Below are 24,367 nucleotides of genomic sequence, written 5' to 3'. Positions count from 1 at the left end.
GTGGACCCGGTTGGATCCGCGGTGCCAAGTCTTGTGTGCGCTTCGCGAATGGCGAGAATCTCGCCGTCGCGGGCGATGACGCCCGCATACCGCCGCCCGCCTCGACGTTGGCACGGGCGAGTTCGAGGGGTTAAGAAAATCCGCCAATAGGCACCGATCGAGGCACCAATAATCTGCAAGTCAGCATAATTAAGCGCCGGTCAGACGTCATTAAGAAGCAAGCAGGCACCATAGGTTTCCAAGACGCCCAAGGAACGCCATCCCAATCAAGATTGATCGAGTTTCCGCGATTCACAATGTCTCGGAAAGTCATCTCCGCGATCCGGGGCCCAGGGCACCTCCTATGCCGATCCTTCACCGCGACACGCGGTCACCAAAAAACCCGACAGTAAAACACTGTCATTTTCAGGACCCCCACGGCCCAGCCGCCCATGTAGCGGGCCCCTCGGAGTTAATGACTTAGGGCCAGGATCCAGGCACTCTATTGGCTCCGGCAAGTTGCGGTTCCTCACTCTTCCTCCCGTGTGATCGATAAAGTGCTCACGAAATGCGTCCGGCCGTGTGGCCCGCGGCCACCGAATGGGAGCGGTTTGTGCTTTCGGCTATCCACACCTCGATGTGATGCTCCATGGTTTGAAGCGCTTCATCCAGTTTGCCCAGCAATATCTGCGTTTCGCCCTCGGTGATCACCAGAGGCGGTGAAATAATCGTCGCGTTGTTTAGCGGCGCGATCCCTGCGGGGTAAACGATGAGGCTTTGTGCGAGACATTGTTCGACGAATACGTTCGCCGCATTGTGTCTGGGATCTGGGGCCTGCTTGGTCTCGGGGTTGATGACAAATTCGAACCCCCAAAGCAATCCGCGGCCGCGCACATCGGCCATGTGCCGGTAGCGGCGCGACAACGCTCTTAGACCCTCTTCCAGCTGTGCACCTCGATTTCTGACGTTTTCAAGGACGTCTTGGCGCTCCATAATGTCCAGAACGGCAATGCATGTGGCCGCTCCGACGGGATTCCCGGAAAAAGTGTGGCCAAACGGAGCACCACCGCTGCCTTCCCTTATCGCCTCCACCAAGTGTTCTCGCATGAGAATGGCTGCCACGGGAGAGTATCCCCCGCTCAGGCCCTTGCCTGTCATGAGAAGGTCAGGTACCACCCCATCGTGGGTGCTGGCAAACCAATCACCGGTCCGCCCTACCCCCGTGATGACCTCGTCCATGAGGAACAAGACGTCCAATCGGTCACAGATCTCCCGCAGGCGCGCGAGGTATCCCGCCGGCGGCACTAGGACACCGCCGGCGGCGCCGACGATCGGCTCCACGATGATGCCCGCGACCGTAGCAGGATCTTCCGCAAGGATTGCATCTTCGAAGGCCGCCGCGGCGCGCTCGGCATATTCGCCTTCGCTTTCGCCGGGGTGCCCGAATCGATAAGCGTAGGCCGGAGGGCCGACGGGAAAGGGATGCAACAGGGATCCATAGTCCGGGCGGCGCGCCTGGTGCCCTGACATGGACAAGGCTCCCATGGTCATGCCGTGGTAACTGATCCGCCGCCCGAGGACCTTCACCTTCTGGGGAGCACCCTTTTCGCGCCAGTGACTTACCGCCGCGCGAATGGCGAATTCGGTGGCTTCGGAGCCGCTACTGACGAAGAACGCCCAGTTGAGATCTCCTGGAGCCAGTTGCGTCAGTCGACGCGCAAGGTCCTCCGCGGGCTCGTTCGTGAACTGGGTTCGGTAGGTGAAGGCGACGCGCTCGGCCTGGTCTTGCATCGCGTCGGCGATTTCCTTGACACCGTGACCCATGCTGGCTGTCATGGCGCCGCTGGAACCGTCCAGATACTCACGCCCTTCTTCGTCATAGAGGAACACACCCCTACCGTGGGTGACCGTTGGATAGGTCTTATCGACTGTCTGCTTGAGCAGAGCGCTTGTAGTCATGGAGATTCCTTAGAACGTCTGGTCACCACGCAGGTAACGGGGGCTAGAGGGGCAGATCCGTGCGGTCCACGCCGATAACGCGATCACCCAGATAGAATCGAACGCCGTTTTGCGGACCGTGACCGCCGATGCCGCTGGTGCCCCAGAATGTTTGCTGGGATCCTTCCGCGAGGTCGGACATGAATGTTCCGTTGATGCGTACCTCGCCCGCACGGATCTTTCCAGCGATTCGGAGGGCACGGTCATGGTCAGCGCTGAAGACGAATGCGTCAAGGCCGCCGCCTACGGCGTTAGCATGGACCAGCGCCTCGGCCTCGGAGGCTACGGCGTGCACCGTGACCACCGGACCGAAGAGCTCCTCGGTCGCATCTTCGGCACGGCACCCGATTACCATTCCAGGTGCCATGAACCAGCCACCGAGCGCAGGCATGTCGGTGACCGTGATCTTCCGTCCACCTAAGGAAACGAGTCGGTCAAGGGACGCGCCAAGCTGAGTGAAGTGGCGTTCGAAGGCCAATGGTCCTACCTGCGTGTCCGGTTCCAGGCAGTGCCCGACGCGCAAGGAAGCGATACGTGTCCGCATGGCTTCGACGAAGTCGTCGTGGACGGATTCCATGACCAGGATCTTGCCCGGCGCTTCGCACCACTGGCCATTCAGCCGGGTCATCCCGTCCACGATGCTCGCAGCTGCGGCTTCGAGATCGGCGTCCTCAAGGACGATGGCTGGGTTGTTCGAGCCTAGTTCGAGTTGCATGGCGTTGAGGTTCGATGCCGCGGCAGCCGCGACAGTTCGGCCGGCGGACCCGCCGCCGGTGAAGGAGAGCACCTCGATGCGGGGGTCGCCGGTGAGCACAGCGCCGATGGATGAACTTCCGTGGACCAGCTGGAAAGCCGCTTCCGGATAGTTTCGGCGCTGCATTTCATCCACCAGGATCTCGGAGAAGAGTTGGCAACCGCCGGGTGCGTTCTCCGAGGGCTTGAGCAGCACCGGGCATCCGGCAGCCATGGCTGCCGCGACCTTGCCGATCACGGTGAAGGTCGGGGCGTTCCACGGTGCCACGATCAGTGCAGGGCCCAATGCCTTGCGCAGGAGGTAAACCGGGCGGTCGACGTCTCCCAGCGCGATCGAAGACCCCAGCTCCGCTGCATCCCGGGCGGCGCCGCGGATCCTGTCGCCAAACGATCCGGCGACCAGCCGCGCGGTATTGATGGGCGTGCCCGTATTGATTGAATCCTGGAAAGCGATCCTTTCAGCGATGGCCTCAACTCGGTCGGCCACTGCCAGCAGCAGTTCGACACGGTCCTCCAATGCAGTGTCCTCGAGCTGGCCGCCGTCATGCAGATCCCGGGCGGCCTGAAGGGCCCGTTCGACGTCCTCCAGCGAGGTGGCGCATTTGGGTTGCCGGGGCTCACCGGTATTCGGATCGGCAAGGTGGGCGTCTGTGGCCGACAGGTCGACCCACCGCCCGCCAATGCGCGAGCGTTGGGTGATGATTTCGGGTTGTACATCAATCATGGTTGCTGCCTCCTGGGTGAATGTCTATGGTTGGAATTCAATGACAGAGCGGATGGCCTGGGGCTCGCTCATGGCCGCGAAGCCGTCGTTGATCTGGTCGAACCGCCAGCGGGACGTCACCATGTCCGCCAGGCGCAGGGCGCCTGTGGCCCGATGGTTGGCAAATGCGGCAATGTCGCGTGAGGGCTGGCTGGAGCCCATGTAGGCACCGGTGATTTTCCGGTCACCTTCGATCAGTGCCGCTGCGTCGAGTTGGATTTGGCTTCCGGGGCGTTCTAGTCCCAGGATCGTGGCGGTTCCGCCGGGCCCCAGGATGCTGAAGGCCATCCCCGCGGTGGTCGGCGAACCGACGGCCTCGAAGCTCTTGTCGACGCCCCCGGGACATATTTCCTGCACGTCCGAGACCAAGCGCTCGGAGGAGAGGATGGTGTCGGTGGCCCCGAAGGCCCGTGCCCTTTCGAGTTTCTCGCGGTGCACGTCGATCGCGATGATTTTTCGGGCCCCCGCAATGCGGGCGGCTTGGATGGCTGCGACTCCGATGCCGCCGCAGCCGATGACGGCCACGGTGTCCAGGGCGGAGACCTGGGCCCCGTGGACGACGGCGCCAAAGCCAGTTGAAATGGCGCAGCCCATCAGGCAGGCCTCCGCCGCCGGGATGCCTGCATCCACGGGGATGGCGGCATTGGCGTTGATGACGAATTGTTCCGCGAAGGCCCCGATGGAGCCCAGGCTGTTCACTGGCTTGCCCGAGGAATCAACCAGCTTCGCGGCATTGCGCTCACGCAGCCGTGCGGTGTCCAGGCACAGCGTTGGCATGCCCTTGATGCACTGCGCGCAGGCACCACAGGACGGCGTGATAGTGGCTACGACGCGTTCACCCAAACGGTGCTCTAGCTTCGCGTCGCCCACCGCCACGATCTCGCCCACTGCCTCATGCCCCAGGACTGCCGGCAACCCGATGGGCTGGCTCCCGGTGATGTAATGCAGGTCGCTGTGGCACAGCCCGGCGGCCAGGGTGCGGATCGCGACTTCCCCGGGTTGCGGGTCATCCAGGTAAAGTTCCTCGATGCCCAGGCCGGCACCGGCTTCGCGCAGGACTGCGGCGCGGATGGGGGTCCGTCCCATGGGTGGTTCTCGCTTTCGGAGGTTTGGAAGATGAATGGTGGTGCCCCACGTCAGGGCCGTCCCGTTTTGGTGCGACCCCGTGATGGATTGGGTGGACCTCGGCCCGACGCGGCTCAGGAACCGACTGTCGCGGCCATCCGCAGCTGGGCTATCTTGGCCTGCGCATTGATGCCGATCCATCCGGTGGTGCTGTTCTGCGGGTCGGTGATCTTGTAGAGGGTCGCTCCGCGCGCCGGATTTTCGAATTCCACATCCAGGAACCCCTCGCGACTCACGGTGCCCAGCACCTGGATCTTCCGTCCTGCCACATCGGTCCAGAAGTAGGGGAGCTCCGTCGGCGCGGGGACCTGGCCGGCAAACACCTCGGCCAGCCGGGAGCCCTGCTCGACGGCGGCACTCCAGCTTTCGGTGCGTGCCAGGGTGCCGTCGGGGAACTGGCGGGTGACCACATCGCCGGCAGCGAAGATGTTATCGGCGGGCTGGTCGCCGACCAGTACCCGGCCCTCGTCGTCGCAGACCAGCGCACCGTTGCGCAGCAACCCGCTCGCCTCGAGCCAGCCAACGGCTGGACGGACTCCCACGGCGCTGACGAGCACATCCACTGCAACCGGCTCGGCACCCGCCAGCTGCACCGTCCAATTCCCCGGTCCGCCCGTGATTGCCGTGATGTCGACGTTCCAGCGGCTTTCAACCCCGAGATCGTCCAGCCACCGGGCGATCTCGGTTCCCAGGTGGCCAGCCAGCAAGCGCTCCAGCGGCCTGTCGGACTTGTCCAGCAGCACGACCTCGGCACCGCGGTTTCGCAAGGAGGTGGCAAGTTCGGCGCCGATGGCCCCGGCACCGATGATCCCCACCTTGCCGCCGGCATCCGCAGCGGCCCGGATCTTGTCTGCGTCCCCAGCACTGCGCAGGCCCAACACGTCGCTTGGCTCGAACGGCAGGTGGATCGACTGTGCCCCTGTGGCGATCACCAGCGTTCCGTAACTGATGACGCGCTCGTCGGAGCTGCCGTCCTCCATCACCGTGACAGTGGATACTGCGTGGTCCACCCCAATGGCCCGAGCTACCGTCAGAGAGATCGACTGATCCCATTCGACGCCGATTTCAGTGTCCTCGGGGTCTGCGAAGTAGTTCTTTGACAGGGGCGGACGCTCGTATGGCATCCGCGGGTCGGCATCCAGCACCAGGATCTCGCCCATGTAGCCCATTTCCAGCAGCCGGGAGGTGAGGGCCTCGGCTGCTACCGAGGCGCCCACGACGACTAATCCGTAGTGGTTTTTCACGCCGCTTCTCCAACCTCGCGCAACTTGATGGCACGTTCGGGACAGTTCTTGATTGCCTTGCGCACGCGCTCCTCCTCATGAGATCCTTCGCGCCCCTCGAGCACGTGCCCGTAGCCCTCCTCGTCTATGGTGAAGGTTTCTGGGGCCAGCGCGAAGCACCGGGCGTGACCCTGGCAGCGGGCCAAGTCAACGTAAAGTTCCTGCGTCATGGTCCCTAGTCCTTTCCGACACGGACGGTCAGTGGGCCGACGCCGTGCCAAGCCTCTCCGCCGTCGACTTCGAAGTGCTCGATGCCCTTGAGGAACTCCTCCAGGGCCACGATGATTTCCTTGCGACCAAGGTTGGAGCCCAGGCAACGGTGGATGCCGCCGCCGAAGGCCAGGTGGCGGTTATCTTCGCGGTCGATCTGGATCTCGTTGGGATTCTCGAAGACCTCAGGATCGCGGTTGGCGGCACCGAAGACCAAGGCAACACGTTCGCCTGCCTTGATCTCTTGGCCCGACACAACGGTGTCCTTCATACACGTCCGGGCCATGGCTTGCACTGGGGAGAGGGTACGTAGGAATTCCTCGGTGGCGGTGGGGATCATCTCCGGGTTCTCGCGCAGCTGCTGCTGTGCCACCGGATTCTGCGCCAGGTACCACAGCGCCGAGCGAATGCCCCACGCGGTGGTGTCGAGTCCGGCCAAGAACAGCAGATAGCAATAGGAGAGTTGTTCGTCGCGGGTCAGTTCGCGCCCGTCGACCCGCGCCTCGATGATCTTTTGCACCAGGTCGTCGTGGTGGCCGGCATCGGCTAGTCGGGCGTCAATGAGCTTGTCGAAATAGTCCATCAACTCAGCACTGGCTGCGTTGGCCACCTCCGGCTTCGAGGTGCGTTCGTAAATGATCTCGTCGATCCAGCGGTCGAAGATCGGCCAGTCAGCTTCCGGGTACCCGGCCAGTCGGCCGAAGATGATCGTTGGCATGGGGCGGGCGAAGACCGCGGACACATCCGCCACCCCGCCATTCTTGGCCGCGGTCTCGCGCACTTCGGCCACCAGTTGCGCGGCGGTTTCACGCATACCAGGTTCCAGCTTGGCGATCTTCATGGGCGTGAAAAGTGGCAACAGGATGGCCCGGTAGGCCTGGTGGTTTGGCGGATCGATGTCGATGGGGATCAGCGGCATGTCAGTGCCGAAGGAGGGAAGCAGCATGGAAGGGCCCACCGCGAAGGTTTCAGGGTCCTGCTCAGCGGCGAAAATGTCCTCACTCTTGGCGATGTACTTGAACCCTCCGTACTTGGAGCTGTGTCCTACCGGGCACTTGTCGAGCATGACTTCGTAGTCCTCGAAGATGTTATCCAGGGCCTTGCCGTGGAAGTCGAAGTCCTGGAGCTTGTCTGTGGTTGCCATGATCAGTTCCTTTCTCGAACGCGTCCGGCGCGTTTTACTAAGTCGGTAAAGAGGGCCAGGTTCTGTCGTGAAACCTGGTAGAGGTGCTCGGGGTGCCACTGCACGGCGATGATCCCCTTGCTGCTGTCTTCGAAGGCTTCGACGATGTCCCCGGCAAAGGCGACGGGGGTCAGCCCTTCCCCGAGGCGTTCGATGGCCTGGTGGTGGTAGCTGTTGACGTCCATGCTGGTGTCACCGATGATTTCAGCCAGCGCGGAGCCGTCGACCACGTCAACGGAGTGCAGTGGCTCGTCGGAAGCGATGGTCTGCCAGTGGTCGTCGATGTGCAGCTGCAGGCTTCCACCGCGCAGCACATTGATCAGTTGCAGTCCGCGGCAGATCGCCAGAATCGGAATGCCGTGCTTCTCTGCCTGTTCAACGATGGCAACCTCATAGGCATCGCGGATACGGCTGACCCCGTAGGTGCTCTCGAGCGGTGCCTCGCCATAGAGCTCCGGCGACAGGTCACCGCCTCCACTGAGCACAATCCCGTCGATTCCGGCCAGCAGATCCTCGGGAATCGTTTCGGTGGACGGCAACAGGACCGCCCGCCCCCCGGCTGCGACCACGGATTCGGCGTATTCATAGACTTGAAGCACCGAGTCCCTGGGGCCAAAGGCGGAGTCCGCGACCTGACGTGGAACAGATATCCCGATCAACGGAGAGTACATCAGTACACCGTCCATCCGCCGTCGACGAAGAGCGTGGAGCCGGTGACCCAGCTGGCCTCGTCCGAGGCCAGGAAGGCCACGCCGTTGGCCACGTCCTCGGGTTCGCCAATGCGTCCGAGAGGGGTGCGGTCCAGCAGGAACTTTTGGACCTCTTCATCCTTTAGCGCCTCGGCGGTGAAGGGGGTGCGGATATAGCCGGGGGCCACCGCATTGACGCGGATATTCGAGGATGCCAGGTCCACCGCGAGGGCCCGGGTCAGTTGCAGCAGCGCACCCTTGGAGGCGTTGTAGTGGATCTGCGGATGTCCACTGGAGGAGATCACGATGTGCGCTTCGACCGAGGTGATGTTGACGATCGCACGGGTGTGCTTAACATTCCCGGCCCGCAGCAGCGGGGCCGCCTCGCGGGACACCAGGAACGGGCCGGTGGAGTTCACGGCGAACACCTGGTCCCATTCCTCGCGGGAGAGCTCGTCGAAGGTGCCGAACTTGACGATGCCCGCATTGTTGACAAGTACGTCGAGCCGTCCGAATTCCTGGGCCACCTCGGCCATCGCGTTGCGCGTGGAGTCCTCGTCCGCCACGTCGCATTCGATCCGCAGCACATTCGGGTTGTCCCCGAAGACCTCGTCCAGTGCCTTGGTGTTCAAATCCAGGGCGGCCAGCTTGGCTCCCTGCTCCAGAAGCTTTTCGGCGATGGCCCGGCCGTTGCCGGAGGCGGCGCCTGTCACTGCCGCGTATCGCGAGTCAAAACGAGCCATTCTCGTTCTCCGTTCAAAGTGGGGTGGAAGACTTGGAAGTGGTCGGTTGTTAGATGTGTTCCAGGTAGCGCGCGACTTCCCAGTCGGTGACCGCTACCTGTGCCTGGTGAACTTCCCAGCGCCGGGTTTCGGCGAAGTGCCGCACGAAGTTTTCGCCCAGGTATTCTTTGGCCACGGCGCTGTCCTCCAGGAGTTCGCTGGCCTTTTCCAGGGTGTTGGGTAGGCGAAGGGAGGCATCCAGGTCCAGCGCGTAGGCGTTGCCCTGTACCGCAGGCGGTGGCGTGAGGCTGTTTTCGATGCCGGCCAGGCCGCTGGCGATGTTTGCGGCAATGACAAGGTAGGGGTTGGCGTCCGCGCCTGCGACCCGGTTTTCGATTCGGGCGGAACGGCCGTTGGCCGGGATGGACCGCATAGCGACGGTGCGATTGTCCAAGCCCCACGTGGCGTTGGAGCCCGCCCACTGGCCTCCTTCGACCCGCTTGTACGAGTTGATCGTCGGTAGGTACAGTGCGCTGAGCTCTTTGGCGTTGTGCACCAGACCCGCCATATAGGCCATTCCCAGCTCACTCAATTCCCTGCTGTTGTCCGCGTTAGCGAACAGCGAACTGCCGTCGGCCACCGAATTCAGGGATTGGTGCAGATGTCCCGAGCTTCCGGCGTCCTTGCCGTTGACCTTGGCCATGAAGGTTGCGGTGTAACCGTGGCGCGTGGCGATTTCCTTCACCGCGTGCTTGAGCACCAAGGCACTGTCCGCCGCCTCCAGCGCGTTACCGTAATGGATGTTGACTTCGAACTGCCCGGCGCCGTTCTCGGAGTTGCTGGCCTCGATGAACACGCCGACCTCGGCGAGCTTGTCGCGGATCTCCCCGATGATGAATTCGGTTCCGGTATCGCGGTAAACGCTGTAGGTGTGCGAACCCTCGCTGATGGGGGCCAGATCGCGGTATTGCCTCCGTGCGAGGTCCCGGGCAGTGCCCTCGTAGAGGTAGAACTCGAATTCGTAGGCACAAATGGGGTCGTACCCCAAGGAGTTTGCACGGTCCAGGACCCTGCGCAGGACACTTCGTGGCGCGATGTCAAGCATCTCGCCGGCGGGGGTGAGGACGTCGCAGATGACCGCCGCGGTGCCTGGTTCACTCGGCACCGTGTGGAGCGTCGAGAGGTCCGGGCGGAGGTTCACATCGGGATAACCCGTATGCCAGCCCGTGAAAGTCACCGACTTGACCGGCTCATCCTGGATGTCCCAGCCGAAGATGATGTCGCAAATATTGGTGCCGGCCGCGGCGACAGCTTCAACAAAGTATCTGGCCATGATGCGCTTGCCTCGCCACAAGCCGTCGATGTCGGGAGCCCCCACCTTGACGACCTTGATGCCGTTTTCGGTGAAGAACGTCTCCAAGTCCGTTGCGGGATCGTATCCCCGGACGCCTTTGTTCATCATGCCTGACTCCGAATACTTTGTGATGGTTGTCATGCGGATCACATTATCGATCGATGGGGAGGGGGTTGTGTGCGTTTTGCACTGCGCACATGCGCGAAGCGTGCAATGCGCCCTCTGATCTCAACGTTTTCCCGCTTGACAAGTGTCTGTGTGATTTCTCAGTGATACTTGATGCTTGGACACGGGCCCGCTGCCCGTCACTTCCCGCTCGATGGGGCCGAGCCTGGTGATTTTTCGGGTTCCGTGAACATGCGCCGTGCACTGCCGGGCATGGGCGAACCCTTGTCCGGCAGTGCACGGCGCATTCGGAATCAATATTGCCTTTTCGAGGAGATGACTGACCAGACCCCCCACTATGTTTCGCGCGGGTACCCGGTGAAGGCACTCAGCGGGCGTTGGTCTGCTGCGGCTGGAGCTCCAGGTTCTCCTCGTCATAGAGCGTACCGATGCGCCCATACTTGGCGGGTGAAGCCTTGCGAAGGTATAGCGCGTAGAAGAACCCGGCGAACGCGACAACGGCAACATAGACGGGGATCAAGATGACGATCATCTCTTCCGACCCGGCCAGGAAAGGCAGGTTGCGGATCAGCAGGACGATCACCACCAGCTGCGCGAGCGCACCGATCAGTGGTGCCACCAAGGTCTTCCAATAGTCTCCGACGGTATGCCTGCCGATCCGGTTGAAGTAGGCGATGACGGCAATGGATACCAGAGCCTGGACCAGGATGATGCTCAACGTGCAAAAGATCGGCAGCCATCCACCAAGGTGGATCAGCGGATCCGCACCGATCGCCGCGAAGACCAAAACCACGACGATTGCTACCACGGCCTGCAGTCCATTGGCCATGTAGGGGGACTTATGCACCGGGTGGGTGCGCCCGAGGCGCTGGGGCAGGATGCCGTCTCGGCCCATCGAGAAGATGTAGCGCGCCGCGTTGTTAAAGAAAGCGAACGAGCATGCAAAGAAGCCCGTGACCACCAGGAAGTCCATCGCCACCCTCATGAACGGCCAGGTGTACATGTCAGCAAGCACGAAGAAGTACTCGTCGACCAGGGTATTGGCCTGATCCACGGAACTGCTGCCGAATCCCACCAGCGCTGCGTAGGCGGCGAAGGTGTAGAAAACCCCCAGCGTGATGACGGCGATGTAGGTTGCCCGGGGAACGCTCTTCTTGGGGTCGGTGGTTTCCTCACCGTAGATCGCAGTCGTCTCAAAACCGATCCATGACCAGAAAGCGAAGAAGAAGCCGATGCCGACCGCAGGTGCGGAGGCCCAGCCCGCTGGGTTGAACACCTCCGGCATTTGCCCTTCGGCGCCACCGCGCAGGATGGTCACCGAGGCGACGATAAAGACCACCAGCAATTCCAGCACCAGAGCGATGCCCAGGACGCGTCCTGCGACGGTCACCTGGAAGTAGGCGATGCAATACATCAGGATCAGCGACAGCACGCTGCACACCCACCATGGCACCTCGAGCTGCAGGTAGGTGGAAAGCATGTGGGAGGCGAAGAACCCAAACCCGCCTTGGATGGCCGCGGCAATCATGGAATAGCCGACCATGACGGTCATTCCGGCCCCCAGGCCGATGGGCCTCCCCAAGCCCTGGGTGGTGAAATTGTAGAAAGCGCCGCTGGCCGTAATCCGTTTGGCCATCTGGGCGAACCCGATGGAGAAGACCAAAAGGATCAGGGTGGCCGTCAGGTACGTCAGGGCAGTCGCCATCCCACCGCCAAACGCTATCGACATGGGAATGTATGTCGAGGCCACCACCAGCGGAGCGGCTGCGGCAGTCACCATGAGCACGATGGTGAAGAACTTAATGGAGCCCTTCAGCAGGTCGGTGGATTCCTCACCGGTGCCCGGACCCTGAAGTGTTTGTCTTTTCGTTGACATGTTCGTCTCTTCCTTGGAACGAGTGTCCCAGCCGGCCCGCCGTGACAAGTCGTCGGGTGCCGGGGTGTTGGCCCGCGAATAAAGGCGGGGTTGGGCCAAGTAAACCGGCAGCCATGCCACCCGGCGCGGTGCAATCATCACATAGCAGGACATAAGAATATGGTTATTGCACTTTCCGCCCGCGCCCAGGGGGAAAGCACAGGCAACGACCATGTGCTTTTTGACCATGCCAGATCCCCCCATAGTGCCAATCGCACGACCTCCCGTCACGGGGCGCCCCTATCGTTAAGCCGAAGTACAGGGGCCGGAGCATCCGCGCAGGCACCGCCACGGCCGAAATCCACGGGAGAAATCGAATGGCTACGGAAACAATCAGCGTCTGGAACCCGGCGACCGAAGAACACATCACCGACGTACGCTCATTCACCGCCGATGATGTTTACGACGCCATCGGCGCCGCCGTCACCGCCCAGCGGAAATGGATGAAGCTGCCCATGGCCCAGCGCCAGCAGTTCCTCAACGATATTGCAGACACCGTCCTGGTCCATCGCGACGAACTGGCACGTTTGGAATCCACCGACGTCGGCAAGCCCATCCATGCGGCCACCGCCGAGGTCGAGGGCGTCGCAGCCTGCTTCCGGTACTACGCCGGCGCCTTGGACAAGGTCCACGGGGATGCCATCACCTTGGACGACGGAATCAGCCTGACCTTCCATGAGCCGATCGGGGTCATCGGGGTCATCACCCCGTGGAACTTCCCACTGCCCATCGCCTCGTGGAATATCGCCCCGGCATTGGCCGCCGGCAACGCGGTGATCGTCAAGCCGGCGAGCATGACCCCCCTGTCAACCACCCGCCTGGGTGAACTGATCGCCGGGATCAGCCCGGTCAAGGGCCTCTTCCAAGTAGTCACCGGCTCCGGGTCCATCGCCGGCGGCGCACTCATTGACGATCCGCGGGTGGGAAAGATCAGCTTCACCGGGTCCACCGAGGTCGGACAGTCCATCCTGCGGTCCAGTGCCACCACCATGAAACGCGTGACCTTGGAGCTCGGCGGAAAATCCGCAAATCTCGTCTTCGAAGACGCCGATGTGAAGGCGGCCGCGCAGGCAGCCCCGGGGGCTGTCTTCGATAATTCGGGCCAGGACTGCTGCGCACGCAGTCGCATCCTGGTCCAGCGTTCGGTCCTTGGCGAATTCGTCGGAGAGTTCATCGAGGCAACCCGCGCCCTGAAGCTGGGCGATCCCAACTCGCCGGACACCGATTTGGGCCCGCTGGTCTCCGCCGAACACCACCGGGCCGTCTCCGAATTCCTCACCGAAGACCAGCACTACCTTTACCGCGGCGAAACCCCGGATGCCCCCGGCCATTGGCTGGCCCCTCAGATCATCCTCGACGAGACCGGGAAATCCCGGGCTGCCGTGGATGAGATTTTCGGACCGGTCGCGGTGATCATTCCCTTCGACACCGAGGATGATGCCGTCAGGATCGCCAATGACTCCATCTACGGGTTGAGCGGTTCCATCTGGAGCCGGGATGTGGCCCGTGCCCTTCGCGTCTCGCGCCAGGTGCAAAGCGGAACACTATCGGTGAATTCCAATTCTTCGATCCGGGTTCAGACGCCCTTCGGCGGATTCAAGCAATCGGGAATGGGCCGGGAACTGGGGCTCGAGGGTCTGCTCGGGTACACGGAACTAAAGACCGTCTTCGTCAAGACCGAGGAGTAAGAGATGACCATCATGCAAACGTCGCACGACTCCACCGGAGCACTCCCCATGGACAACGCCCTGGTTTCCGGGGCCGACCTGACCATCCTCTACGGAAGCCAGACCGGAAACGCCGAATTCCTCGCCCACCAAATCTTCGAAAAAGCCGAAACTGCCGGCCTGCTGGCGGAGATCCAAACCCTGAACGAGGCGCTGGATAACCACCAATTGATCTGGAAGCGTCTATTGATCGTGACCTCTACCCACGACAATGGCCACATGCCCGACAATTCCAATGCCTTCTGGCAATGGTTGCAGCAGGCACCGGAAAACGTCTACGAGGGGCTGCCCTACGCGGTGCTGACCATCGGCGATACGATGTATGAGGATTTCTGCAAGGCAGGCCAAGACCTGGACCAACGGTTTGCGGAACTGGGTGCCATTCCCATCGCCACACGCCTCGAATGCGATGTCGATTTCGATATGACCTCGACAAGGTGGATCAAGGAATTCCTGGCCAGCGCTCCGGACGCGGGCCCGTGGCAACCCGCTCGTTCGTTCACGCCCGGACACGCCGATCCCGAAGCCTACGGCACCGAAGCCGAGCCTGTCTGCAATGCAGTCGTCACCGCCGCCCGGCAGTTGACAGGCGCCGGATCGTCCAAGCGGGTCATCCATTATGAGCTGCGCGTCGATGGAGCCTTCGCCTACAAATGCGGCGATTCCCTTGATATTTTTCCCGCCAACCCCGAAACCTTGGTTTCTCAGTGGCTGGAACACTTCCCCGCGGCGGAGCCCGTGTCCCTCGATGGCCGCATGCGCTCCTTGACCGAAGTATTGCGCAACCATCTCGAGCTGCGCCTGCCCCATTTGGGTCTCATCAAAGCACTGGCCGGCCACTGTGCCGAATCAACCTCGGCCCGGGAAGCCATGGCTCTGCTCGAATCCGGAAACCGCCAAGGGATGGATACATGGCTGTGGGGCCGCGATGTCTTGGACGTGGTCAAGGAATTCGGTGTCGGTGCGCAGGACCTCCAGTTGGTCATCGATACCCTGCGTCCCCTCCAGCGACGTTCCTATTCGATTGCTTCCAGTCCGCGGAGGGACGGGAACCTGGTCCACCTGACCGTTTCTTCCGTGTCCTACGAGCGCGCAGGACGCAGCCACGTCGGTGTCGGTACCAACTTCCTGGAACGTGCAGCCGCAACTGGCGAGAATCTGCGGATCCAGCGCATCGCCGCCCACGAATTCCAACTGCCGATGGACGATGCTCCGATAATCATGATCGGTCCCGGTGTAGGTGTGGCACCGTTCATCGGGTTTCTGCACGATATCGAAGAGGTGAAAGCCCCCAACAAGACATGGCTCTTCTTCGGTGACCGGCACCGCACGGACGACTGGCTCTACGAGGAACAAATGCGCCTGTGGCAGGAAAACGGCACCTTGAACGAGCTGGACCTGGCTTTTTCCCGAGACCAAGCGGACAAGCACTACGTCCAGGACGAACTGCTCAGCCGCGGCGAAGAGCTACTCGCGTGGATCAATACCGGCGCACACATCTACGTTTGCGGCGACAAAAACCGCATGGCCCGCGACGTGGAAAGTGCGCTCATCGATATCCTCTCCCCCGACGGCCAACGCGAACTTGGCACTGCGAGGCTCGAGGAGCTACGCGCCCGAGGCAGGTACACCAAGGACGTCTACTGATTCCCCGCATCCCGGACCGACTTCGTGCGAAGAGGTGGCCTTCCCCAGTTGAAGGCCACCTCTTCTTATGTTCGGTGGATGCCACGAATCAATCGCCCGGATAGGTCAGAGTTCGCTGCAGACCGTTGCGGACGCATTGTTCCTCACCGGTGCGACTCCGTGGTTGTCGCGCACTACCTCGACGAAATTGCCTATCAACGCGGCGGAAGATGCAGCGATCACCGGATCCAACGTCTCGACGTCATCGACCCCGTGCCCCTGTTGATCCACAGTTCCGTCCGAAGGGCTCGATATTGCCTGGATCCAGGTACGGTAGGTGGCCGGTGAGATTTCCGGATGGAACTGCACGCCCCAGCTCAGTCGGGACCGGAAGACCTGATTTGGGTATTTTTCCCCGCCTGCAAGCAGGGACGCTTGTGGCGGCAGTGAGGTGATGGCGTCGTAGTGCATCTCAGCCGCAAGAAAAGATTGTGGAAGCGATGCCAACAACGGATCAGTCGCAGCTGCATGAGTCTTTGTCAGCCGCGCGATTCCAGCTTCCAAGCCCCGGGAACCAATCCGGACCTCGCCGCCTAGCGCCGTGGCCATCAGCTGAGACCCGAGGCAGATGCCTAGCGTCGGGATATCGCCATCGTGGGCCTCACGAAGCAACTGCCGGATGGACTCCAGCCAAGGGTATTGAAGCGTATCGGCATCGCCCATGGAACCACCCATCACTACCAAGCCGTCGTAACCGGTGAGCGAGCTCGTGGCGGCAGATGGACCCGGAATGACGTTGATCGTTGCACCGCGATCCTGCATCCAGGGAATCAAGCGTTCCGGGCCGTCGAGGATATCTGGCTGGATGACCAGGATCCGCAATCTCTCGTCCTCGGAAGCTGCGGCAACGGATGTGGTCATGTTTCCTCCAGGATTATTCGCTTCATGAGTACGGCCGAAGGCCCACTCCCTCATCATCTTTCACGAATCCACATTGCCACTGGTGTGCGGCGTCCACTGTCGGTACTGTGGTCATGTTCGATATGCACATGTTCGACTGCACCACTCTGCGATGATTGGGTGATGCAGTTCACAACGTCAGGTGCGGTCCGGTTTCCCCGGGCGCCGTTTGGCTTCCCCCCAGGCCACGATGATCTAAAGCGAGACCGATACGTGCCACCGTTGTCACCCAGCCAGGACCTCCCAAACCGTCGTGCCACGGTGCTGTCCGAACTGGTCAGGCTGTTTGCTTCGGGCAAGGACCCCATGGGGCTGGCCGAGGCCGCGGTGGAATTGGTCGCCCGGGCGACGGGTGCACTCAGCGTATTCGTTTATTTCTGGGAACCGGACACGGAACGGCTGGTCTTACGGATCGTGACCCGTGCCGACAGCCACCTGGAGCTCGAGCACGTGCACATGCGCCTGGGCGAAGGCATCGCCGGATGGAGCGGACTACACCAGCGGCCCGTGGTCATCAACGAAAACATCCAGGATGATCCGCGATTTCTCGCCGTGGAGAGCGTCAGCGAAGACCAGTACAAGTCAGTGATCACCGTTCCCATTCACGATGAGGAGCAATTCTACGGAGTTTTCGCCATGTATGCGGACCAGCCGTTCGCCTTTGGTGATGACGAATTGGCGATTTCGGAAGAAGTCGGTTGGCTGTTGGCCAGCGGCCTAAAACGGGCAGAGAACGTACGTGATCTGGAAATTCAATCGGCCACCGCAAGGTTCCTTGTCGACCTCCCGGCCTCCGCGGCCTCATCCGGGACGTCCGCACTAAAGGAAAGCGCACACCGGGTTCTTTCATTGCTGGACGCTGATATGTGCATCATCGACTACGTTCCGTGGATCGGGATGGGCGCAGATCCGGTGATTATCGCCGAACGACCGCTGGGAGGTGATCAACCACGCATCCGGTTGACTCATTCAAAAAATGCGATCCGAGAACAGCACGAACGCTACGAGGTGAACCACGACCGCATTTCGGTGGCATTGGGATTCGGCACCTCCCGCGGAGTGCTTACCTGTTACCGCGTACGCCGGTTCAGCCCGACCGAGGTCGATAGGTTGCACATCTTGGCCACCCAGATTGGCGTGCTGCTCGAAACCGTCGCCACCGGATCCATCGGAGCCGCCAATATGGTCCGAATCCTGATTTCCCGGGACAGTGATGAGATCGCGGGCAGCCTTCGCCGCATCGGGTGGCGGGGCACTTCCTTCCATCCCATACTCATCCAGTTGCAACAGGCCGGCGTGGATAATGAAACCCTGTCGCGTGAAATCAGGGACTCGATTGCCAGCGACCTCGGCGCGGAATTTCCCACCATGGGTTCGGATACCCGGCTTCTGGTAGTGGCCCCTGCCGGTTCAAAGGCCCAGTCGGATGCTTCGCTGGAAACCGTGAGGACCTGGCTGAAGAAGTTAACATCGAAGATTGACCTCGCAATCGTGGTCGGCATCGGCGATAGCACCACCCAAAGCCAAGACATCTCCAGCGCAATCCGCCAGGCGCGCGACGCCCTGACATGGGCGCAATTCATTGCACCCACCGGACGAGTGACCATAGTGGAATATCGCGACATAAAAAGCGTTCTTGGGTTGCCGGCATTGGTCGGCGAATTGGCCCCGACCTTATCGACTCTGCGGTACCACCTGGCCGAACTACACCGCTACGATCAGGTCCACGGAACCCAGTTGCTGGAAACGTTGGAGTCGTATGCAGCCAACGGAGGCGCTGCCGCCGACACCGCACAAAGCCTGTACATCCACCGCAACACCATTCGCCAGCGGTTGGCTAGGATCGAACAGATACTGGGCACCAGGCTCCCCGACATCGGGGACTGGACCATCATCATGTTGGCGAGCCGGCTGATCCGATCCGGCTCCAAGGGATAGCCGCCGCCTTGGGAGTGGGGACTGGAAAGCCCCTGCGTGGGGACATGCCGTTTCGATGCTTGTGCTCCGGACCATGGCAACGCATGGCGCAGGAGAGACCAAGGCTCATCGCATTGTGGCATTTCGACGCGTTGTCAGTTGAGTCCCGGCAAAACGGCCATGCCTGACAGCGGTTGCCCCCTACGCCCGGAGAGATAAACCGTTAGCGGAAGATCGGGTCGGCGGCGTAGCGCGCCAGCGCTTCCCTGTTCCCCGGGCTCAGCCGCAGCAAGCGCTGCTCGTCAACCGAGAAAAAGGCCAGGGTGGTGGCGGCGCGAACACACACCCCGCCGTCCACCGGGTCGTGGAACTCGTAGCTGATGTCGAAGCTCGCGCCCTTGATGGTGCTGATCCACAGATCCACGTGGGCAGGGACGTTGCGGTAATCCAGCGGCTTGAGGTAGCGGACCCGGTGCTCGACGACCAGGATCTGCGTGTTTTCGGGGACCGTGGAGAACAGGTCGACCTGGGGCATGATGCCGGGCTTGCCGGTGCCGCCGGGCACCCCGAAGCCGGCGATGCGCGCCTCTTCCATCATGCGGACCAGGTTCACGTTGTTGATGTGCCCGTACGCGTCCATGTCTCCCCAGCGCATGGGGACCTCGACGCGGATCTTGTGTTCGGACATTCAGTCGATCCGTGCCGGGTCGTCGGGGCTGATGATGCCCAGATCCTGCAGCTTCCCGGCAATGCGCGACCCGTCCGGCTCGTAGACCCAGGGCACCCCGGGGGTGGAGTTCAGGATCCCGTGGCTGCGGCCACCGGCCAGCACCGCCTCGGACGGGGACAGCTGGCGGATGACGATGGCCGCCACATGGTGGGGGAAGCGCCTGGCGAATTCGGCGTAGAGGTAGGGGTCGTGCTGGCCGTCGTCCCCGATCAACAGCCACTTCATGTTCGGGAACTCGGCCGCGAGGCGGCGCAGCTGGTCGGCCTTGTGCTGCATCCCGGAACGGAACCAGCCGCCCTCGGTGGCGCCCCAGTCGGTCAGCAGCAGGGGGCCCTGCGGGTAGAGGTTGCGCGAGAGGAACCGGGTGAGCGTCTGGGCCACGTTCCAGGCGCCGGTGGAAAGGTAGAAGGTGGGGGCGCCGGGCTTGTCGCGCATCAGCCGCTCCATCATGACCGGCATCCCCGGGGTGGCCAGGCGGGCGTGCTCGGAGAGCACAAAGGAATTCCAGGCAGCCAGGAGCGGGCGCGGAAGCGCGGTGACTACGACCGTGTCGTCCACGTCCGAGAGCACCCCGAAATCCTGTGTCCCGTCAACCACCACTATCGGGGCGGTGACGGCGGACCCGCCCCGGGGGTGCAGGCTGATCTGGTTCCACCCCGGCCCCAGCGTCGCCGCCACTCGGACATCGAGCACTCCCCCGCGGTCGGCCTGAACTTCGAAGCGTTCGCCGTTGATGTGGACCTCGACCTCGCCGTGGGGCAGGATCGGGGACATGAAGTTCCGCCAGCCGCGCACCCCGTCGGCAATGACCTTCGCCAGGTGGCGCCCGTCCTCGAAGGCGCCGGGCTTGGCCAGCACCACCCGGGCAAAGATGCGCACCCAGCCATTCTCGGGATCGGAGAGCCCGTAGCCGGTGTAGGGCAGCACGGTGGGGATCATCCCACGTTCGCGGGCCCGCTCGGCGCGCAGCTCGTAGACGCGATCCTCGAAGCGTGCAGCAATGTGCCGGGCACGTTCGGATCCAGTTTCCTTGACCATGATGCCCAGTCTTTCACGAGCCGGTGGCATGCGGTGGATCAAAAGGATGACGCGCCGTCAAGGGGTGAAAATGGGCAGCTTCTGCCGTCACACTAGTATTTTTCTACGATTCGTAGAACTATGGGGACATGATGTTCAACCATGATGCAGATCAACCCGTGCTGATGCTAACCGAAGAGCAGTCCTGGAGCCTGCTCGAGAGGACTGCCCACGGCCGCTTGGCCACGGCGGTGGGCGGCACCATCGATATCTTCCCGGTGAACTTTGGCCTGCTGGACAAGAGCGTCTATCTCCGCACAGGGCCGGGCGAAAAGCTTGCGGCCCTCACGGTGCACGATGCTGTCGCGTTCGAGGCCGACGGCATCCTCTCCGACGAGGCGTGGTCGGTGGTCGTGCACGGCAAAGCGCACCAGCTGCAGACCAGCGCCGACATCGAGGTGGCCCGCAGCTCCGGGGTAACCCCTTGGATCCCCACCCAGAAGGAAACCTGGGTGAAGATCGAGGTCACCAACATTTCAGGTCGACACTTCGTACTCGGCGCGCAGCCCGAAAGCTACTGATCAGCCCTACTTGTAGTCGTAGAATCCGGCGCCGGACTTTCGGCCCAGCTTGCCCTCGGCGACCAGGGCAGCAACACGCTTGTTGGGGGTGTCCTCGGCCGCACCGGTCTCCGCGTAGGTGGCCTGGGCAATGAAGTCGATGACATCCAGGCCCACCATGTCCATCAGCGCAAACGGGCCCATCGGGTGGCCAAGCGCGGTGCGGGCGGTGGTGTCGATGTCTTCGATGCTGGCGATCCCCTCATCGGCCAGGAAGAGCGCCTCGCGCTGGACCGCGCCCATCAGGCGGTTGGCGATGAAGCCGGGGATCTCGCGATTGATCAGCACCGGTTCCTTGCCCAGGCGCCGGGCCAGTTCCATGGTGGTTTCCACCGTCGCATCGTTGGTTTCCTCGTGGCGCACCACCTCCACGCACTTCATGACCAGGGCCGGGTTGAAGAAGTGCATGTTGCAGACCTGCGCGGGCCGGCCGGTGGCCGCGGCGACCTTGGAGGAGCCGAGCGTCGAGGAGTTGGTGGCCAGGATGGCGTGGGCCGGCGCCAGCACGCCAAGCTTCTCGAAGATCGCCGTCTTGATCTCCAGGCGCTCGGTGGCGGCCTCGATGATGAAGTCGGCGTTGGCCGCGGCGGTGTCCAGGTCGGTGCTGTAGATCAGGGAGTCCAAGGCAGCGGTGGCAGCGGCCTGCTCCAGTTTGCCCTTGGCCACCCGCGAGGCGGCCCAGCCCTGGAGTTCGGTGCGCGCCGCAGCCAGGCCGTCCTCGGAAATGTCCTGGATGGTCGTGGCATATCCGGCCAGCGCTGCGCTCATGGCGATCTGCCGTCCCATGGTCCCCGCGCCAATGACCAGGATGGTGGAAATGTTCTCGATGCCGATCTCTACGCTCATTCTTGGCTCCGTACTTTCGTCAATTGTTCGCTGGCTCACGTTTCCGGCCATGCCCGATGCTTATCCTAGACACGACTCGGGGCACCTGCCGCATCCCCTCAAGCCGGATGACGGTGGGTGCCCCAAACGAGGTTGCCTAGGCTCCGCGCAGATACACCGTGGTGGTGTGCGTGAAGAATTCCTTCGACGCCGCACCCTGTTCCTTGGGCCCGTACCCGCTCTTCTTGGCCCCGCCGAAAGGAACATGCGGGTCGGCGCCCGCCGATTCCGAGTTCACGTGCAGGATCCCCACGTCGATGCTTTCCATGGCCTCCAGCGCCTTGGACAGATCCGGGGTGAACAGTGCGCAGCTCAGGCCGTACTCCGAGTCGTTGGCCGATTCGAACGCATCCTCGGTGGTTGCCGCGCGGCGAACCGCCAGCACGGGACCAAAGAACTCCTCGCGCCAGGCGTTGTTCTCTCCGGTCGGCAACTCAAGGACCGTCGGGGCGACGAAGGCATCGCCGAGGCCCGCGATATCGCCTTCAAAGGTGACGCTTGCACCCTGGGCGATCGATGCGGCGATGCCGGCACGGATCTGCCCCGCGGCCGAGCCCGAGACCACAGGCCCCATCTGCACGGAGGGATCCGTGGGGTCCCCGGTCTTCCACTCGGTGAGGCGTTCGCGCAACCGTGCCAGGAACGCATCGGCAATGCCCTCCTGCAGGATGAGCCGCGAGGTGGCCGTGCACTTCTGCCCGGTGGAGCGGAAGGCCCCGAAGAGCACCTGTTCCACGGCGAGTTCCAGGTCCGCGTCATCGAGCACCACCGAGGCGTTCTTGCCGCCCATTTCCGCCTGGATCGGAACGCCCAGGCCCGCTGCCGTGGCGGCGAGCTTCCTGCCCACCCCGGTGGAGCCGGTGAAGGTGAGCCCGTCCAGGTCCGGGTGGTTCACGATCTCATTGCCCAGCGTTCCGGAGCCGATGACCAGGTTCAGCACACCCGCCGGCAGGCCCGCCTCAACCAGTGCCTGGGCCAGGCGCATCGCCAACAGCGGCACGGTGGAAGCCGGCTTCCACACCACGGTGTTGCCGAAGACCAACGCCGGGGCGATCTTCCAGGCCGGAATCGCGATCGGGAAGTTGAACGGGGTGATGACACCCACGACGCCCAGCGGCTTGCGGGTCACCAGGATCTTCTCGCCGCGACGCGGGGAGGAAAACACCTCTCCTGCCAGCCGGTCACCCTCGGCCGAGTAATAGCCAAGGATCTGGGCTGCACGCAGCACCTCCCCCTTGCCTTCCGCTGCGGTCTTGCCTTCCTCGCGGGCCAGTTCGCTGCCCCAGGCATCGGCGTTGACGGTGATGATCGCCGCCGCGCGGGCCAGGTACGAGCCGCGTTCGGCCATGGGCGTTGCCGCCCAGTCGCTGGCCGCGGCGCGCGCAGCCGCCATGGCCGAGCGCACATCCGCCACTGTTGCGGTGCCGCCCGCGGCAACCACGTGCCCGGGGTTCGCGGGCGAGGTCGATTCCAGTTCCCTGCCGGTGCCCTCGATCCATTCGCCGTCAATGAGCAGGCGCAGGCCGACGGTGTCGGTGTGCGTCATTGTTTCGGTCATCTCTTGCCTCTCGAAACGTTGGAGTTGGGGGGTTTAGCGGAAGGCCGGGACGCCGGTGAGCTTGTTGCCCAGGATGAGGGTGTGGACCTCGTCGGTGCCCTCGTAGGTGCGCACCGATTCCAGGTTGTTGGCGTGGCGCAGCGGCGAGTAGTCCAGCGTGATGCCGTTGCCGCCCAGGATGGTGCGTGCCTCGCGGGCGATCTTGATGGCCTCGCGGCAGTTGTTCAGCTTGCCCACCGAGATCTGGTGCAAATCCAGGGTGCCGGCATCCTTCATCCGACCGATGTGCAGGGCCAGCAGGTAGCCCTTGTTGATTTCCAGGGCCATGTCCACCAGCTTCTGCTGGGTCATCTGGTATCCAGCCAGCGGCTTGTCGAACTGCATGCGCTGCTGCGAGTACGCCAGAGCGTCCTCGAAGGAATCGCGCGCGGCGCCCATGGCGCCCCAGATGATCCCGTAGCGGGCCTCGTTAAGGCAGGAGAACGGGCCTTTGAGCCCCGCCACGTTCGGCAGCACCGCGGTGGCAGGAAGGCGCACCTCGGTCAGCTCGATCTCGCACTGGATCGAGGCACGCATCGAGAGCTTCTGCTCGATCGGGGTCGCCTTGAACCCGGCGGTATTCGTGGGAACCACGAAGCCGCGGATCCCCTCGTCGGTCTGCGCCCAGATCACTGCCACCTGGGCCACGTTGGCCAGCCCGATCCAGCGCTTGGTGCCGTTGATGACCCAGTCGTTCCCGTCCTTGCGGGCGAACGTCTTCATGGCCGAGGGATCCGAGCCAGCCGTCGGCTCGGTCAAACCAAAGCAGCCAATCGCCTCGCCCGCCGCCATCTTCGGCAGCCACTCCTGTTTCTGCTCCTCCGAACCGTGCTTGTAGATCGCGCTCATCGCCAGCGATCCCTGCACCGAGACGAAGGTGCGCAGCCCCGAATCCCCGGCCTCCAGCTCGGAACCTGCCAGCCCGTATTCCACCGCGGGGGCCCCGGCGCAGCCGTAGCCCTTCAGGTGCATGCCCAAAAGCCCAAGCTTCGCCATTTCCGGGACGATCTCCAGCGGGAAGACGGCATCGGCGTACCAGGAGGCGATGTTCGGCTTGATGGCCTCATTGACGAAGGTGCGGATCTTGGAGCGCAGTGCGAGCTCCTTTTCGGTGAGCAGCGCATCGAAGTTGATCAGGTCCGCCGGGTCAAGCTGGTGGGTTTCATGGTCGTGGATGGTGAGGGTCAT

At 62.7% G+C, this 24,367-nt stretch carries 20 protein-coding genes; 4 read left to right on the top strand and 16 right to left on the bottom strand.

The window, feature by feature from the left end:
* Nucleotides 1-540: 540 nt before the first annotated feature.
* From ACLQ7E_RS21315 to ACLQ7E_RS21270, 10 genes are all read right to left on the bottom strand, one after another.
* Nucleotides 541-1,938 carry an aspartate aminotransferase family protein gene (locus ACLQ7E_RS21315; RefSeq protein ID WP_411734585.1) on the bottom strand — a complete coding sequence of 466 codons (1,398 nt, stop codon included), beginning with the start codon at nt 1,936-1,938 and terminating at the stop codon, nt 541-543.
* A 43-nt stretch (nt 1,939-1,981) separates the two neighbouring features.
* Nucleotides 1,982-3,454: an aldehyde dehydrogenase family protein gene (locus tag ACLQ7E_RS21310; RefSeq protein ID WP_411734584.1), complete on the bottom strand. Its 1,473-nt coding sequence runs from the start codon at nt 3,452-3,454 to the stop codon at nt 1,982-1,984.
* A gap of 24 nt (nt 3,455-3,478) precedes the next feature.
* Nucleotides 3,479-4,579 carry a zinc-binding dehydrogenase gene (locus ACLQ7E_RS21305; RefSeq protein WP_411734583.1) on the bottom strand — a complete coding sequence of 367 codons (1,101 nt, stop codon included), beginning with the start codon at nt 4,577-4,579 and terminating at the stop codon, nt 3,479-3,481.
* A 113-nt stretch (nt 4,580-4,692) separates the two neighbouring features.
* Nucleotides 4,693-5,862 (bottom strand): NAD(P)/FAD-dependent oxidoreductase, encoded by a 1,170-nt coding sequence (locus ACLQ7E_RS21300; protein WP_411734582.1) that lies wholly within the window; start codon nt 5,860-5,862, stop codon nt 4,693-4,695.
* On the bottom strand, nt 5,859-6,071 hold the full coding sequence (locus tag ACLQ7E_RS21295) for a ferredoxin (RefSeq protein WP_411734581.1): 213 nt from the start codon (nt 6,069-6,071) through the stop codon (nt 5,859-5,861). The genes ACLQ7E_RS21300 and ACLQ7E_RS21295 overlap by 4 nt, the downstream gene beginning before the upstream one ends.
* Nucleotides 6,072-6,076: 5 nt before the next feature.
* Nucleotides 6,077-7,255: a cytochrome P450 gene (locus tag ACLQ7E_RS21290; RefSeq protein ID WP_411734580.1), complete on the bottom strand. Its 1,179-nt coding sequence runs from the start codon at nt 7,253-7,255 to the stop codon at nt 6,077-6,079.
* Nucleotides 7,256-7,257: 2 nt separating this feature from the next.
* Nucleotides 7,258-7,965: a gamma-glutamyl-gamma-aminobutyrate hydrolase family protein gene (locus ACLQ7E_RS21285; RefSeq protein WP_411734579.1), complete on the bottom strand. Its 708-nt coding sequence runs from the start codon at nt 7,963-7,965 to the stop codon at nt 7,258-7,260.
* A complete protein-coding gene (locus tag ACLQ7E_RS21280) occupies nt 7,965-8,726 on the bottom strand; it encodes an SDR family NAD(P)-dependent oxidoreductase (RefSeq protein WP_411734578.1) in 762 nt (253 codons plus the stop codon). The genes ACLQ7E_RS21285 and ACLQ7E_RS21280 overlap by 1 nt, the downstream gene beginning before the upstream one ends.
* 49 nt (nt 8,727-8,775) lie before the next feature.
* Nucleotides 8,776-10,200 (bottom strand): glutamine synthetase family protein, encoded by a 1,425-nt coding sequence (locus ACLQ7E_RS21275; protein WP_411734577.1) that lies wholly within the window; start codon nt 10,198-10,200, stop codon nt 8,776-8,778.
* Nucleotides 10,201-10,552: 352 nt separating this feature from the next.
* Nucleotides 10,553-12,061, bottom strand: coding sequence for an APC family permease (locus ACLQ7E_RS21270; protein WP_411734576.1), 1,509 nt, complete (start codon nt 12,059-12,061; stop codon nt 10,553-10,555).
* 356 nt (nt 12,062-12,417) lie between these two features.
* On the opposite strand from ACLQ7E_RS21270, the gene ACLQ7E_RS21265 reads away from it, so the two are divergent.
* Both ACLQ7E_RS21265 and ACLQ7E_RS21260 read left to right on the top strand, forming a co-directional pair.
* A complete protein-coding gene (locus ACLQ7E_RS21265) occupies nt 12,418-13,788 on the top strand; it encodes an aldehyde dehydrogenase family protein (protein WP_411734575.1) in 1,371 nt (456 codons plus the stop codon).
* Nucleotides 13,789-13,791: 3 nt separating this feature from the next.
* Nucleotides 13,792-15,474, top strand: a complete 1,683-nt coding sequence (locus tag ACLQ7E_RS21260; RefSeq protein ID WP_411734574.1) for a sulfite reductase flavoprotein subunit alpha — start codon at nt 13,792-13,794, stop codon at nt 15,472-15,474.
* Nucleotides 15,475-15,579: 105 nt separating this feature from the next.
* Here the strand turns inward: ACLQ7E_RS21260 and ACLQ7E_RS21255 are convergent, their stop codons facing one another.
* Nucleotides 15,580-16,374: a type 1 glutamine amidotransferase gene (locus tag ACLQ7E_RS21255; protein WP_411734573.1), complete on the bottom strand. Its 795-nt coding sequence runs from the start codon at nt 16,372-16,374 to the stop codon at nt 15,580-15,582.
* 24 nt (nt 16,375-16,398) lie between these two features.
* Here ACLQ7E_RS21255 and ACLQ7E_RS21250 point away from each other — a divergent pair, with 24 nt between their 5' ends.
* On the top strand, nt 16,399-18,351 hold the full coding sequence (locus ACLQ7E_RS21250) for a helix-turn-helix domain-containing protein (protein ID WP_411734572.1): 1,953 nt from the start codon (nt 16,399-16,401) through the stop codon (nt 18,349-18,351).
* Between the two features lie 202 nt (nt 18,352-18,553).
* On the opposite strand, the gene ACLQ7E_RS21245 is transcribed toward ACLQ7E_RS21250, so the two are convergent.
* Complete coding sequence (locus ACLQ7E_RS21245; protein WP_411734571.1) at nt 18,554-19,018, bottom strand: acyl-CoA thioesterase; 465 nt, start codon at nt 19,016-19,018, stop codon at nt 18,554-18,556.
* On the bottom strand, nt 19,019-20,098 hold the full coding sequence (locus tag ACLQ7E_RS21240; protein WP_411734570.1) for an App1 family protein: 1,080 nt from the start codon (nt 20,096-20,098) through the stop codon (nt 19,019-19,021).
* A gap of 164 nt (nt 20,099-20,262) precedes the next feature.
* Here ACLQ7E_RS21240 and ACLQ7E_RS21235 point away from each other — a divergent pair, with 164 nt between their 5' ends.
* Entirely contained in the window at nt 20,263-20,658 is a 396-nt protein-coding gene (locus ACLQ7E_RS21235; RefSeq protein WP_411734607.1) for a pyridoxamine 5'-phosphate oxidase family protein, read from the top strand.
* 6 nt (nt 20,659-20,664) lie between these two features.
* Here the strand turns inward: ACLQ7E_RS21235 and ACLQ7E_RS21230 are convergent, their stop codons facing one another.
* The 3 genes from ACLQ7E_RS21230 to ACLQ7E_RS21220 all read right to left on the bottom strand — a co-directional run bounded on the left by ACLQ7E_RS21230 (nt 20,665) and on the right by ACLQ7E_RS21220 (nt 24,367).
* On the bottom strand, nt 20,665-21,543 hold the full coding sequence (locus ACLQ7E_RS21230) for a 3-hydroxyacyl-CoA dehydrogenase family protein (protein WP_411734569.1): 879 nt from the start codon (nt 21,541-21,543) through the stop codon (nt 20,665-20,667).
* A gap of 136 nt (nt 21,544-21,679) precedes the next feature.
* On the bottom strand, nt 21,680-23,140 hold the full coding sequence (locus tag ACLQ7E_RS21225) for an aldehyde dehydrogenase family protein (RefSeq protein ID WP_411734568.1): 1,461 nt from the start codon (nt 23,138-23,140) through the stop codon (nt 21,680-21,682).
* A 33-nt stretch (nt 23,141-23,173) separates the two neighbouring features.
* Nucleotides 23,174-24,367: an acyl-CoA dehydrogenase family protein gene (locus tag ACLQ7E_RS21220; RefSeq protein WP_411734567.1), complete on the bottom strand. Its 1,194-nt coding sequence runs from the start codon at nt 24,365-24,367 to the stop codon at nt 23,174-23,176.

Source organism: Paeniglutamicibacter sp., assembly GCF_046714615.1.
Classification (GTDB): Bacteria; Actinomycetota; Actinomycetes; order Actinomycetales; family Micrococcaceae; genus Paeniglutamicibacter.
The sequence above is the reverse complement of the archived record's forward strand: the minus strand, read 5'-3'. Positions and strand labels throughout refer to the sequence as shown.